The 13,916-nt window shown below is 64.2% G+C and carries 13 protein-coding genes; 4 read left to right on the top strand and 9 right to left on the bottom strand.

Annotated features, from left to right (window positions below):
* Positions 1-13 precede the first annotated feature (13 nt).
* From ribB to I1A62_RS24630, 4 genes are all read right to left on the bottom strand, one after another.
* Positions 14-1,312 (bottom strand): 3,4-dihydroxy-2-butanone-4-phosphate synthase, encoded by a 1,299-nt coding sequence (gene ribB / locus I1A62_RS24645; protein WP_219460569.1) that lies wholly within the window; start codon positions 1,310-1,312, stop codon positions 14-16.
* Between the two features lie 104 nt (positions 1,313-1,416).
* Complete coding sequence (locus I1A62_RS24640) at positions 1,417-1,941, bottom strand: flavin reductase family protein (protein ID WP_219460567.1); 525 nt, start codon at positions 1,939-1,941, stop codon at positions 1,417-1,419.
* Positions 1,942-1,965: 24 nt separating this feature from the next.
* Positions 1,966-3,039 (bottom strand): hypothetical protein, encoded by a 1,074-nt coding sequence (locus I1A62_RS24635; protein WP_257890914.1) that lies wholly within the window; start codon positions 3,037-3,039, stop codon positions 1,966-1,968.
* The gene (locus I1A62_RS24630; RefSeq protein WP_219460565.1) at positions 3,036-4,109 is read right to left on the bottom strand and encodes an LLM class flavin-dependent oxidoreductase; all 1,074 of its coding nucleotides are present in this window, start codon (positions 4,107-4,109) and stop codon (positions 3,036-3,038) included. Before I1A62_RS24630 ends, I1A62_RS24635 begins: the two co-directional genes overlap by 4 nt.
* A 107-nt stretch (positions 4,110-4,216) precedes the next feature.
* Between I1A62_RS24630 and I1A62_RS24625 the strand changes: the two genes are divergently transcribed.
* Positions 4,217-5,023: a MaoC/PaaZ C-terminal domain-containing protein gene (locus I1A62_RS24625; RefSeq protein WP_257890913.1), complete on the top strand. Its 807-nt coding sequence runs from the start codon at positions 4,217-4,219 to the stop codon at positions 5,021-5,023.
* 48 nt (positions 5,024-5,071) lie between these two features.
* Here the strand turns inward: I1A62_RS24625 and I1A62_RS24620 are convergent, their stop codons facing one another.
* Entirely contained in the window at positions 5,072-6,226 is a 1,155-nt protein-coding gene (locus I1A62_RS24620; protein ID WP_219460564.1) for an acetyl-CoA acetyltransferase, read from the bottom strand.
* Between the two features lie 44 nt (positions 6,227-6,270).
* Here I1A62_RS24620 and I1A62_RS24615 point away from each other — a divergent pair, with 44 nt between their 5' ends.
* From I1A62_RS24615 to pgi, 3 genes are all read left to right on the top strand, one after another.
* Complete coding sequence (locus I1A62_RS24615; protein ID WP_219460562.1) at positions 6,271-6,681, top strand: Zn-ribbon domain-containing OB-fold protein; 411 nt, start codon at positions 6,271-6,273, stop codon at positions 6,679-6,681.
* Positions 6,682-6,747: 66 nt separating this feature from the next.
* Positions 6,748-7,635 carry a phosphogluconate dehydrogenase (NAD(+)-dependent, decarboxylating) gene (gene gnd, locus I1A62_RS24610; protein WP_219460560.1) on the top strand — a complete coding sequence of 296 codons (888 nt, stop codon included), beginning with the start codon at positions 6,748-6,750 and terminating at the stop codon, positions 7,633-7,635.
* Positions 7,632-9,287, top strand: coding sequence for a glucose-6-phosphate isomerase (gene pgi / locus I1A62_RS24605; RefSeq protein ID WP_219460557.1), 1,656 nt, complete (start codon positions 7,632-7,634; stop codon positions 9,285-9,287). The genes gnd and pgi overlap by 4 nt, the downstream gene beginning before the upstream one ends.
* A gap of 24 nt (positions 9,288-9,311) precedes the next feature.
* Here pgi and I1A62_RS24600 read toward each other — a convergent pair whose 3' ends face one another.
* The 4 genes from I1A62_RS24600 to I1A62_RS24585 form a co-directional block, all read right to left on the bottom strand.
* Complete coding sequence (locus tag I1A62_RS24600; protein WP_219460556.1) at positions 9,312-9,629, bottom strand: WhiB family transcriptional regulator; 318 nt, start codon at positions 9,627-9,629, stop codon at positions 9,312-9,314.
* A 178-nt stretch (positions 9,630-9,807) separates the two neighbouring features.
* A complete protein-coding gene (lpdA, locus tag I1A62_RS24595; RefSeq protein ID WP_219460554.1) occupies positions 9,808-11,211 on the bottom strand; it encodes a dihydrolipoyl dehydrogenase in 1,404 nt (467 codons plus the stop codon).
* Positions 11,212-11,249: 38 nt separating this feature from the next.
* Complete coding sequence (locus I1A62_RS24590; RefSeq protein WP_257890912.1) at positions 11,250-12,737, bottom strand: MFS transporter; 1,488 nt, start codon at positions 12,735-12,737, stop codon at positions 11,250-11,252.
* 313 nt (positions 12,738-13,050) lie between these two features.
* Positions 13,051-13,686: a TetR/AcrR family transcriptional regulator gene (locus I1A62_RS24585; RefSeq protein ID WP_219460553.1), complete on the bottom strand. Its 636-nt coding sequence runs from the start codon at positions 13,684-13,686 to the stop codon at positions 13,051-13,053.
* Positions 13,687-13,916 lie beyond the last annotated feature (230 nt).

Genomic DNA, 13,916 nt, shown 5'->3' with positions numbered 1-13,916 from the left:
CGGGCGGCGGCCGTCACACTGCGGACTCCGTGATGTCCACGACGGGAAGAATGGAGTGTCCTAGTCTCCGCTCCTTGGTGCGAAGGTAATCGATGTTGTGGTGGTTGACATGTGGAGGATGAGCAACGCGGGAAATCACGTCGACGCCATACCGCGACAGTGCGGTGATCTTGTCGGGGTTGTTGGTGATCAGTCGTGCTCGGCTCACCCCGAGCTCCTTGAGGATGGTGGCCGCCACGGCGTAATCGCGCGCGTCGACGGGCAGGCCCAGCTCGAGGTTGGCGTCGACGGTATCGTAGCCGTCCTCCTGCAAGGCGTACGCCGCCAGTTTCGCCCCCAACCCCACACCTCGCCCTTCCTGACCGCGCAGGTACACGACGACTCCGGTTCCCTCGGCGGCAATCGCTGTGAGCGAGTCCTGGAGCTGTGGGCCGCAGTCACACCTGAGTGATCCGAGTATGTCGCCGGTGAGGCACTCGCTGTGCACGCGGACGAGCGGTGTTGCCGCAGCAGAACCTGCGAGGTGCGGAGTTCCCGCGACGAGAGCAATGTGTTCGACACCGTCGTGAGCGCGGAAAACGTGGCCGATGAAGTCGCCGGCCGTCGTGGGCACGCGCGCTCGCGAGATCCGTGTGACGAGTTGTTCTCGCTGACGACGATGCTCGACGATGTCGCGCACCCGGATCATCTTCAGGTGATGCAGGCGCGCGAAACGAATGAGTGCGTCGCGACGAGACGTTTCACCATCGTCGTCCACCAGTTCGCACAGCACGCCGACAGATTCGAGACCGGCCATCCTGCACAGGTCGACCGTGGCCTCCGTGTGTCCACGACGCTCCAGGACGCCGCCCGGCCGCGCCAGCAGCGGCATCACGTGGCCGGGACGGCTGAGGTCGTCGGGTCGAGTCTGCGGGTCGGCGAGCGCGCGTGCCGTGACGGCGCGATCCGCTGCTGAAATTCCGGTCGTGACGCCGTGTAGTGCGTCGACCGAGACGCCGAATGCGGTTCCGAAGACTTCACCGTTGCCGGCAGCGGGAACCATGGGTGGTAAGCCGAGCGCAGCGGCACGGTCTTCCGTCATGGCGACACAGACGAAACCCGAGGTGTGACGGATGATGAACGCCATCTTCTCGATTGTTGCGTGCTCGGCCGCCATGACGAGATCGCCTTCGTTCTCACGATCCTCGTCGTCGACGACGACGACCATGTCGCCGCGTGCGATCGCGTCGACAGCCGCAGACACGCTGTCGAACCGTTCGTGCGCGGATTCGGCGTCGAGTTGTCCGACGGCCGTCGATATGTGCGTTCTCATGGGTGCCTCCGACGATGCGGTGGTGGGTGGACTCGGCTGGAGGAGCGCTGCCGGCGAGCGAGCTGATCAGGGTGGTTGTGCCCCGCCTGCCTGTTGGAAGTGGGCTAGTCGGCGCTGTGCAGTCGGCCGTATTTTCCGCGGTGGAACAGGAGCGGCGATCGGCCGTCGGCATAGAGGTGCTGGACACGCGAGACGACGATCACGTGGTCGCCGGCCGGATGTTCGGCTTCGACTCGTGCGTCGATCCAGGCGACGGCATTCTCGATGACGGGGGCACCCGATGGCGACGGCTGCCAGGCCAGACCGGCGAACTTGTCGCCTCCCTTGACGGCGAGCTGCCGGCCGACATGTTCCTGGTCTTCTGCGAGGATGTTGATGACGAAGCTGTCGGCCCGTCTGATCGCAGGCCAGGAGCTGCTCGTGTGGGCGACGCAGAAGGCGACCAGGGGCGGATCCAACGACACCGATGTGAAGGAGTTCGCCGCCAGACCGGCGCCATCTCCGGTTGCGGGATCGAGTGCGGTGATGGCAATGACGCCGGTTGCGAAGTGGCCGAGGACCGATCGCATAGTGGCGGCGTCGACCTCAGGCAGGTCTTCCCGCCGTTCCGTTGCTGATGTAGTGCTCATTTCGACCTCCGTGGGTTGCCGGATCTACAGGTGGTGTCCGCGCTCGTCGCGAATCGACGGTGGGGCCGAATCCTCTCGTACCTGCGGGTCGATCTCGACCTGCACGGATATCGGGGTGATCGCGTTGATGGCCTGCGCGATTCGCGCATGCCACATTCCGTTCTGGACGAGGCTCTCGCGGTTGAAGGAGACGTGGACCGTGGCGGAGTCGAGGGTGCCCTGTCGGGAGATGCGCAGCTGCCAATGTGCGATTCCGTCGATTCCTTTGAGCGCCTTGGTGAGAGCGCTGAACGAAACCCACCGGCCACGGATGAGCGTGAGGTCACCATACGTATGTGTGGGCATGGCGATCGATGAGCCGTCGCGAGTGCTCAGGTATCCCGTTCCGGCGATGACATCCGTGAGACCGGAGTGCCACGGGTACTTCACGACGATCTCCGCGAGTTCGCCGTCCGGAAATGACTGCGTGGGTGAGGCGAGAGCGAGGAGGTCTTCGCGGGCCGGGACGAGTGCGGTCGCCTTCGCGGGCTTGTGAGCGATCGGGACTCCGCTGACAGGATCGGTGAACAACTCGATCGTCCGAGCGCCGAATTCCCGACTCAGGTGCTCGATCTTCTTCGGGTCGGCGATCTCGCCCGTCAGTAGGATCAGGCGAAGTTCGAGATCCAGTGGATCGACCAGGAACTCGAGATGCAGCCGGGCGAGAAAGTCTGCGACGCCGGTTGCCGTACCCACCAGGACGTTGGCACGCACGTTTTCGAGCACTCGAAGGAGCCTCATTCGCCCACGGGGGCCCACACTCGCCGCAGCCGAGGCAGCGGACGCAGCAGCCTCGGCGACCAGCGCTCCGCCGAGTTCGCCATCGCTGTTCAGTGCCACGACGACGCGATCGGTTGTCTCGACCCCCGCATCGGTCAGAGTCTTGGCTGTCAGCGCAACGGCGGCGGCCCGGTCGTCCGCGGACAAGGGGAACACAGTCGATGCGGTCGGATCTACCTGAATCAGACCGCGGGCCCTCGCCGGGGTGATTCCTGCCGGGGAGACGTTCCTGCGGAGAATCGGTTCCTGCGGTGTCGCCGCGAAGTGCGTGTGTGTCATCGGATCTCCACAACATCGGAAGCGAACAGTTTGATCGAACTCAGGACGTGATCGTTTGCGAGTCCACCGACCTGGAACTGCCCGATGAGGTCGGTGACACCGGCTTCCTCGAGACGCTGCACGGCCTTTCGTGATCCCTCCACATCGTCGATCACGATCATCAGATTGTCGCGAAGGGTCTCGATCGCTTCTTCCTGAGACTGGCCGGCGGCGAGCGCGCCGAGGACACGGTGGCTCGCATGGCGAGCGTCGTAGTAGTCGGGCGGAGCGACCAGGTTGACCTGGCGCCGGATGTACCACATCACGGCGTCCGCAGCGTTGGCGTGCGCCTCGTCGGCCGTCGGGGCAACATGCCACGGAATCATCAGTGCGATCTTGCGGGTCTCGGGGTCGAAGCCGTGGCGGGCCAACTCCTCCTTGTACTTTGCGATGTCCTCGGCGACGTCGTCGATGCCCTTGAGCATGGTCATGCCGAGCAGGTTGTACCCGCGCCGGGCGGCCTGGAGGTACCCGTCGAGACTCGTCGACGCCACCCACACGGGAGGATGCGGTTCCTGGAGGGGCCGGGGATACACGCCCACGTCCGGGACGCTCCAGTACTCGTGCTCGGCGCTGTACGGCTCGCCGTCCGCCTCCCAGATGCCGAGAACGGTGTCCAGGTTCTCCTCCCACAGTGCGCGCGACTGCTCGAAAGGCCGCTGGAAGGCCTGGTATTCGAGAGGTGAGGCACCGCGCCCGGTTCCGAACTCGATGCGTCCGCCCGAGATGATGTCCATGGTGGCGACGCGCTCGGCCGTGCGAATCGGATGCGAGAAGGGGAGCAGCACGACGCCGAGCCCGAGTCGAATCTGGCTGGTGACCCGCGCGAGTGCGCTCAACACGATGTCGGGAGCCGAGGAGTGTGAGAACCCGCGAGTGAAATGGTGCTCGACCATCCAGGCGGTGCTGTAACCGAGCCCATCGGCGAGGGTGACCTGCTCGATGAGATTCTCGAATGCCTGCTGCTCGACCTCTTTGGTCCGCCCACGCACCTCGAGTTCGTATCCGAGGCCTGCCCGCAGCTTTGCCATGCCAACTCCTGTCAGTAGTACCAAGCGATCGCTTGGGATTGCCTCTGTGCGACCTTGACTTCGCAAGCGTAACCCAAGCGCTTGCTCAAATGCTATACGCTCGCGGCATGGAGATCATGGATTGGGTCGGATACGAGTTGGGCACCAGAGTGGTGCGGTACCGGGAAGAGGATGCGATCCTGTACGCGCTCTCCGTGGGCGCGCGCGCCGAGGAACTGTCGTTGGTCTTCGAGCGTGACCTGAAGGTCTTGCCGACGTTCGCGCTCACTCTCGGGCTGTGGGTGGCGGACGCGGCCTCCGCTGCCGGGGCGTTCGCGCCGGCGGAAGCGCTGCACGGAGCGCAGTCGCTGACGATGCACGGTTCCCTGCCTCGAGCTGGGGTATTCGAGGTCACGGGTCACGTCGGATCTATCCGCGACACAGGGCGTTCCGAGATTCTGGATATCGTGTGCGAAAGTGACTTCTTCTCTGCCACCTACTCGATCATCCTGCCCGGCAAGGGCGGCTTTTCGCCGCCCGAGACGCGGGCGAAGGCGGGCGCGGGGGAGGTTGAGATGGGCGGTATGGCCTCAGTGCGTCTGTCGGCCGAGCAGGCGGTTCTGTACCGGCTCACCGGTGATCGCCACCTGATCCACGTCGACCCGGCCGCCGCGCGAGCGGCTGGATTCGCACGGCCCATCCTCCACGGTCTGTGCACGCTCGGCGTCGTCGTCAAGGCGCTTGCGGAGCCGCTGGGTGCACAACCGTGGGAGCTCGAGCATGTCGAAGCGCGATTTGCGTCGCCGGTCTACCCCGGAGACACCTTGCGGATCGTCGCCGGAGAACCCTCTCGCGGGGGTGCCGAGGATGTCGCGTACTCGGCGTCCGTCGACGAGAGCCGCGTCCTCGCCGGCGGTCGGGTGCGTTACCGGTGAGGTGAGGGTGATCGGCGACCGTCGGGTCGCCCGGTCGTCCGCCCCCGCTCAGCGGCTCTCGAGGATTGCCGCACTCCCGTAGCTCCCACCGAATCCCGTGCACAGCGCGACGTGCGGTGATTCGACTTGGTGAGACGAAGCGGTTCCCCGGAGCTGGCGCACAGCCTCGAGGATGTTGTTGAGGCCGTGGACGTACCCCTCCGACAGCAGTCCGCCGTGCGGATTGACGGGGAGGGTGCCGGTCGGGAGGGTGGCACCCGAGCGTACGTAGTCGCCGCTGTTGCCGTGGTCGCAGAAGCCGAGGTCCTCGAGTTGCTGCAGAACGATCGGGGAGTAGGCGTCGTAGAGCAAGGCCACATCGATCTCCGCAGGGCGAATGCCCGAGTACGACCAGAGCTTCCGCGCCACGAAGCGGGAGAAGATCGCCGAAATGTCCGCAGCCTTGTCCATGGTGGAGGCGCCAATACCGCCGCCGCGCACCACGGTGACAATGCGAGGGCTGTTCGGGCCGAGAGCATCGGCAATGTCGGTTCTGCTGACGACCAACGCCGCGCCGGCGTCGGTTTCCTGGCAGCAGTCCGCTCGGCGCAGTGGGGTGGAGACCATCGGGCTCGAGAGGTAGTCGTCCAGGGTCATGTCGGAGCTCACCAGTGCGCGGGGATTCTCCGATGCCAGACGTCGCGACTGACAGACCACGGCGGCCAGGTCGTCCTCGGTGGCTCCCGTGAGATGCATCCACCGGGTGGCCGCCAGCGCGAACAAATTGACCGGCCCCGCCATACCGTACGGGGTGGTGAATTGGGCTTCGCCGCCGGCGACCCGCAGTGGAGCCTGACCCATACGCTTCCCCGAGCGTCCGTTGAGCGCTCGGAAGACAAGCACGTTCGCCGCTGTACCCGAGTGGATCAACATCGCCGCGTCGCCCAGAATCGAGGCGGATTGTGTCCCACCGCCGTAGATTTCGTTCGTCCAGATCTCGGGTGGGAGGCCGAGATGCTCGGCGACGTCATTGACCGGCGCGGAGTCGCCCATGTGGTAGCACAGCACGCCGTCGATGTCCGAGACGTCGAGTCCTGCGTCTCGGATGGCGGCCCGGCTCGCACCCAGCGCAAGTTGAAGTGGGCTGACACCGGAACGGCGGGAGATGTCGGTTAGGCCGATCCCGCTTACCGCGGCGGCTCCGGCGAATGCCTGTCTCGTCATATGCTCCCCTTGTAAACCAAGCGCTTGCTTGAAAGGATAGTCCCATGTGTGGTCGAGTCGCACCCGAACCGAGTGATCTCGCGCGTCCGTTCTGGGATGGATGCAACGCGGGACTACTGCTGATTCAGCGGTGCCTCACCTGTGGAATGTTCATTCACCAGCCCGAGCCCGAGTGCATCGGATGCGGTGGAACGAGCCTCACGTTCGAAGCCGTCGGCGGAACCGGAAGGGTCGAGACCTTCACGGTGATTCACCGTAGCTTCGTCCCGAACTACCGAGATGCCGTGCCCTACGTCGTGGGCTGGATCGCGCTTCCCGAACAACGGAATCTTCGGATCTTCAGCGCCATCGTCGGACCGGAATCCGTCGAACGCGTTGCGATGGACGCTGCGGTGGAAGTGCGATTCGAGAACGTCGTGGGATTCGGCGCCATCCCCGTATTCGAACTGGTGTAACGCTGCACCCGTGGCGCATTGCGTTAACCGACTTCTCCGTAAACGAACGATGGAAGGACCGCGAAGTTGAGAATGGGACTGGTAGGCCTCGGAAGAATGGGCCACAACATGCGGGAGCGACTCCGCGCGCGCGGCCACGACGTGGTCGGCTTCGATCCGGGCGTGAGCTCCAGCGATGTGGACTCGCTGGCGGCAATGGTAGCGAGCCTCGACGGGCCACGAGTCGTCTGGATCATGGTTCCTCATGGGAAAGCCACCAGCGACACGGTCCGCGCGCTCGGCGACCTGCTCGATTCCGGTGATCTGGTGATCGAAGGAGGGAATTCACGATTCACCGACGACCAGGCGCATGCGGAACGGCTCGCACCGCGCGGCATCGACTACATCGACTGCGGCGTGTCCGGCGGTGTGTGGGGCAAGGACCTCGGATACGCCCTCATGGTCGGAGGTGTCGAGGAGGCGGTGGCACGAGCGATGCCGATCTTCGAATCGTTGCTACCCGAAGGTGACTCGGCGAAGAGCTTCGTCCACGCCGGACCGGTCGGTGCCGGGCACTTCGCGAAGATGATCCACAACGGAGTCGAATACGGCCTCATGCAGGCCTACGCGGAGGGCTACGAGTTGCTCAGCGCGGAACAACTCGTCACGGATGTGAGAGGCGTTCTCGAGGCGTGGACTGCGGGCACCGTCGTGCGCTCGTGGTTGCTGGATCTGCTCGTGGAGGCGCTCAGAGACGATCCGGGGCTCGCAACACTCTCCGGGTTCGTGGACGATTCGGGTGAAGGGCGATGGACGGTGGAAGAAGCGATCGGTCATTCCGTCCCCGTCCCCGTCATCTCGGCTGCACTCTTCGCGCGCTTTTCGTCGCGACAGGACGACTCGCCGGCGATGAAGGCTGTGTCTGCTCTTCGCAGGCAATTCGGCGGACACGCAGTGCAGAAGGTCGCGCCATGACAGTCGACGACGTCTCGATCAGCAGTAGGGCGGTCAAGGATGCGTGGGCCGAGCTCCTGGCCGAGCATCAGAAGCTGTCGACATGTCATCTACGGGAACTGTTTGCAGAGGAACCCGCCCGTGGCGACGAGCTGACCCTCGCTGTGGGAGATCTGTATATCGACTACAGCAAGCACCTGGTGACGCGACGGACTCTCGGGCTGCTCGCGTCCCTGGCCGACGCGAGCGGGCTCGAAGAACAGCGCGACCGCATGTTCGCCGGCGGGCACATCAACACCACCGAGGACCGCGCCGTGCTGCACACCGCGCTGAGGAATCCACGTGACGTGGCACTTTCGGTCGACGGACGGAACGTCACCGCTGACGTGCACGACGTACTCGACCGGATGGGCGATTTCACCGATCGGCTGCGTTCGGGTAGCTGGCGCGGTGCATCTGGAGAACGCATCACCACGCTGATCAATATCGGAATCGGCGGTTCCGATCTGGGGCCGGCCATGGTGTGCCGCGCCCTGCGGGCGTACAGCACCGATTCGCTCGACGTCCGGTTCGTCTCGAACGTCGACCCCGCCGATCTCACCGCGGCTCTGCGGGGGCTGGACCCGGCCCGCACGCTGTTCGTGGTCGCGTCCAAGACGTTCACCACGCTGGAAACCCTGTCGAATGCCGCGTGCGCGCGGCGGTGGGTGACCGAATCGTTGGGGGAGCAGGCAGTAGCCCGGCATTTCGTTGCAGTCTCGACGAACTCGGAAGCGGTGTCCGCGTTCGGCATCGACACAGCCAATATGTTCGGCTTCTGGGAGTGGGTCGGCGGACGGTACTCCGTCTGTTCCGCCATCGGTCTGCCCGTGATGGCCGCAATCGGCAGAGAGCGATTCGCTGATTTCCTCGCTGGCTTCCACGTGATGGACGAACACTTCCGCACGGCTCCGTTCACGAGGAATGCACCGGTAATGCTCGGGCTGTTGAACGTCTGGTATGCAAGCTTCTTCGGTGCACAGACCCGCGCGATCCTTCCGTACGCCCAGGATCTGGCACGGCTTCCCGCGTACCTTCAGCAGCTGGCGATGGAATCGAACGGCAAGTCCGTTCAGGTAGACGGCCTCCCGGTATTCGCACCGACATCGGCAATCGTGTGGGGAGAACCGGGGACCAACGGTCAGCACGCCTTCTATCAGCTCCTGCATCAGGGGACCACCATGGTTCCGGCGGACTTCATCGGGTTCGCCGAAGCAGACGCGGACCGCCCCGCGGTCGGCGGATCCACCACCATGCACGAGATCCTGCTGAGCAATCTCCTCGCGCAGACGAAGGTCCTGGCATTCGGCCGGACCGGTGCGGAGGTCGAGGCCGACGGAACGCCCGTCGACCTGGTTGCCCACAAGGTCATGCCGGGAAATCGTCCCACCACCACGATTCTCGCTCCGGAACTCACACCGTCGGTCCTCGGGCAACTCATCGCCCTCTACGAGCACGAGGTGTTCGTGGAAGGGGTGGTGTGGGGTATCAACTCGTTCGACCAATGGGGGGTCGAGCTGGGAAAGGGGCAGGCTCTGGCTCTCGAACCGGCCCTGACGCAGGCGGGAGTTCCCGAAACGTGCGGGGACTCGTCGACCGATGCGCTCGTGAAGTGGCTCCGGCGACACAGATAGCGGCCGCGAGAAAAATGAACCAGGTCAACCCGCAATGCGCGGGTTGACCTGGTTCACGTGCGACGGCCGTCGTCGGAACGACTTACGATCGTCCTCGGAGAGCCCGCCCCATGTGCCGTAATGTTCGCCCGCTTCGATCGCGTGAGCTTGGCATCGGTCCTGTACCGGGCATCGCGCGCAGATCTGTTTCGCCGCCTTGGCGCGTGCCGAACGTTCCCGGCCCCGTTCATTGTCCGGGTGGAAGAACAGTCCGATGTCGGTGGCGCGGCATCGGGCGTGTAACTGCCAGTCCCATTCGGCGGTGAGTGGCGCGGGAAGGTTCATCGGAATCGGTGCGGGCATGGTCGTCCTGTCGTCTTGGGCCGAGCTCACCAGGGGTGAAGTGCCAACGCTCGGCGATAATCAAGCAAGCGATTGCTTGGTATCGTACAGCCTGATGTGCCCACGACGGAATACGCCGAGGCCGTCACATGCCGGAGGGCCCGCACAGAGACTGTGCGGGCCCTCGTCGGTGTTCGGGTCAGAAGTTGATCATGTGCCCGGCGAGGCCGTGGATGGCCTCCTGCAGGGCTTCGCTGAGCGTCGGGTGCGTGTGCACGTTGCGGGCCAGCTCGTTGACCGTGAGGTCCCACTTCTGCGCGAGGGTCAGCTCGGGCAGCAGCTCGGAGACATCGGGGCCGATGAGGTGTCCACCGATCAGCTCGCCGTACTTCGTGTCGGCGATCAGCTTGACGAAGCCGGTGGCATCCCCGAGGCCGTGTGCCTTGCCGTTGGCGGCGAACGGGAACGTCGCGACCTTGACGTCGTAGCCCTCGTCCTTGGCCTGCTGCTCGGTCAGACCGAAGCTGGCGACCTGCGGCTGGCAGAACGTCGCGCGCGGCATCATCCGGTAGTCGTCGATCGGCAGCGTCTCGGCGCCGGCGATCGTCTCGGCGGCCACCACGGCCTGCGCCTCGGCGACGTGCGCCAGCTGCAGCTTCATCGTGACGTCACCGATGGCGTAGATGTGCGGCACCGACGTCTGCATGGTGTCGGTGATGCCGATGGCGCCGCGGTCGGTGAGCTGCACGCCGGTCTTCTCCAGGCCGAAGCCCTCGACGCGGGGTGCGAACCCGACGGACTGCATCACCTTGTCGACGACGACCGACTCGGTCTCGCCGGACTTGTTGTTCTTGACCTGGACGGTGACCTTGGAGCCGTCGTCGTCGATGCTCTGCACGGCGGCGCCGGTGATGACCTTGACGCCGAGCTTCTTGTACTGCTTCTCGATCTCCTTGGACACGTCCGCGTCCTCGTTGGGCAGCGCACGGTCGAGGAACTCGACGATGGTGACGTCGACCCCGTAGTTCTTCAGGACGTACCCGAACTCCATGCCGATCGCGCCGGCACCGACGATGAGGATCGATCCGGGCAGGTCCCGGGTCATGATCTGCTCTTCGTAGGTGACGACGTTCTTGCTCAGCTCGGTGCCGGGCAGCAGCTTGGTGGTGCTGCCGGTGGCGATGATCGCGTTGTCGAACGTGATCGTCTCGGTGCCGCCCTTGGTGAGCGCGACCTCGAGGGTGTTGGCGTCGGTGAAGGTGCCCTTGCCGTCGTACTCGGGGATCTTGTTCTTCTTCATCAGGAAGTGGATGCCCTTGACGCGGCCCTCGGCAACCTTGCGGCTGCGGTCGAACGCGGCGCCGAAGTCGAAGGACGCCTCACCCGAGATGCCGAACAACTTGGCCTCTTTGGTGAAGAGATGCGCAAGTTCGGCATTGCGGAGAAGAGCCTTCGAGGGGATGCAGCCCACGTTCAGGCACACACCACCCCAGTACTTCTGCTCGATGATGGCAGTGCTCAATCCCAGTTGTGCCGCGCGGATAGCAGCGACGTACCCACCGGGACCGGCTCCGAGGACAACGACGTCATAGTGTGAGGTCACGGGTACTGATCCTGCCGCTCTACGTGTTGGGTTCAGCTCTACGTGAGAGCTTCGGAAGATTGCGATCTGCGCCCGTGCGGCATCAGCAGCGTCGCAACGAGTCCGATCACCGCCAAGGCAGCCGCGAGAATATAGACGGAGGTGAAGCCACTGCCTCCGTAGATCGGCGAGCCGTTAACCACCGTGGCGACGTTGAGTGCGAGGATCGCGAATCCGATCTGTACCGCGATGGCGCTTCCGAGGGACCCGAACACATTGACGGTGCTCGCTGTCACCGCCTGGAGGCGGACCGGGGTGGCCGCGATCACGAGGTTCGGGATTGCGGCGCTGATCAGTCCACCGCCGAAGGCGTAGACCAGATAGCCGAGGAGAATCGGAGTGAACTCGGTGTGGCTGAAGGCGAGTGCTAATGATCCGACGGCCATCAGGCAGAAGCCGATCCAGTTAGGCAGGCGCGCTCCGCGCCGCTCGGCGAGATATCCCACGAGGAATCCCATCAGTACGGATGCGAAACCGGCGGGTGTGGTGATCCGAGCCATGAAACTTGCATCTTCGCCGAGCCCGTAGGTGAGACCGAGTGAAATGGGGGTCTGCACGATGAAGGACAGCAGCACGAACTGCAGCGCGATCACCGCTTGGCCGGTGAACTGGGTGATCAATGTGGTCACAACAGGACGTCCGCGAAGGACCGAAAGGTCGATGAGCGGACTCGCAGACCGCTTGGCCTGCTGAATCCAGATCGCAAAAGTGGCGATCGCCAACGCCGCGCACAGAAGGGTCTTCCACGATGTCCAGCCCCAGGTACCGCCTTCGCCGATACCGAACAGCAGAATCGCCACGGTGAGACCGAGCAGAAGGCCTCCGGTCCAGTCGATCTGGGTGCGCACACGTACCGGTGATTCGGGCACGACGAGCAGGACCAGCGCTCCGATCAGGACCGGGAAAACGGCGAGTGCGAAGAACACGCCGCGGTAACCGAAGTTGTCGATGAGAAGGCCGGCGAAGATGGGGCCGGTGATGGTGGTGACGCCGATACCGGCCGTGGCCAGGCTGACGGCAACGGCCAGCATGCGTTTCGGGAAGATGTCGCGCATCAGGGAGTACACGATGGGGACGATTGCGAGACCGAATCCCTCGACCGCACGGCCAACGAGCACGAGTGGGAACGTCGGAGCAAGCGCGACGATCAACGATCCCACCGCCATGCATCCGGTGGTGATCAACAGCCACTTCTTCTTACCGTCCCGGTCGGCCAGCTTGCCGACGAGGGGCGCGCTGATCGCGCCGGTCAGGGTGAACAGTGTGGAAACCCAGGCGATGTACGGAGTCTGGAAGGTTGCGGCCATATTCGGCAGCGCTGGTGTGACCAGGTTGAACGCGTAGGCGACTTCTTCGGACAGAAGTACCAGGATCAGGAGGACACCAATCCACCCGGCGGTGGACTTTTGGCTCACTCCTTCGGGGGGCAAGGTGGGGTCTTCATCGAGCGTCGGGTGCGAGGCACCGTCCGTGGGGGTAGCGGTCATCTTGCTTCCTGCATTTCTCTGACGGGAAGGTGGAACGCTGATGCGCTAAGCGGCCGGGGAGGCAGCGTGCGCGAGGAGAGGAGTCAGCGTCACTCCAAGCTTGTGATGTGAGGCACAGTAAAGTGGAGCGATCAATTCTGTCAAGTGATCCACTGCGGGGATGTGGCTGCGCCCGGACGGGAAGCCCTCGGGCTCGAAGTTCCGGGCGTAGCGGTGCGGTAGGCGAGGGTCGCGGCCGAAGTAGCGTGAACCACGAAGGCCGCGACGGTTTTGCAAGACGGAGCATGCACACCCCCGGCAACGGAGCCTTTCGCTAGGGTCGGCTACCCCGCATTAGAGTCTCAAGGCCGCCCGCGACGAAGTCGACCAGCACATCGAACTTCGAGTCCGAGAGCGCACGCGATTTTTCGCTACTGGCGTCAGACCAGCGCGCAGCCATCACGATGAGGGTGTTCACCGTCAAAGACCAGTTCAGGTCGATGCTGTCATCGTCCACGTCCGGATACGCCCGCTCGAGAATTTGGCGGAGTAACTTCGCGGTGTCGTCCTCGACGGGGAATAGGCGCGGGTCGTTCGCGAGGCTCAGTTGCCCGCAGATGGTCAGCCAGCGCACGCCCTTGTCCGGTTCCTCGACCAGATACTTCCGGTACGGAATCGCGAGCAGGTTGACGATCTGCCCCGCGTCGGGGATCTCCTCCGACTCGACCATGTCTTTGGTGAGGGTGTGAATGTGGGACAGCACGCCCGATCCGGCGTCGAGCAGGACTGCGTCGAGGATCGCGTCCTTGGATCCGAAGTGGTAGTGCGCCGACGCAGCGCCGAGGCCGGCCTCTGCGTTGATCGCGCGAATGGAGACCTTCTCGACGCCCTCCGCGGCAAAGAGCTTGGTGGCGGCGTCGATGAGGGCGCGGCGGGTCGCGGCGCCGTCTCGAGGGCTGGATCGAGGCACAATTCCACCTTTCCTGGTTCGTTGTCGTGATCATATCGTGTGATCCACTTGGTGGAGTTTCCGCATTTCAAGCTGCATTTCGTGCGTTCGTCAGAACAGGAGACTGGTAACAATTCTTAGTGGCGCACTTGATTGAAGCACTCGATCCACTTACTGTAGTCTGTGATAGCTGACACAGCTACCCATTCGCGTTCACGTCGCCACATCTCGGTGTCCCACGGGCACCCATC

The organism is Rhodococcus sp. USK10 (genome assembly GCF_019378875.1).
GTDB classification, from domain to species: Bacteria; Actinomycetota; Actinomycetes; order Mycobacteriales; family Mycobacteriaceae; genus Rhodococcus_F; species Rhodococcus_F pseudokoreensis.
The sequence above is the reverse complement of the archived record's forward strand: the minus strand, read 5'-3'. Positions and strand labels throughout refer to the sequence as shown.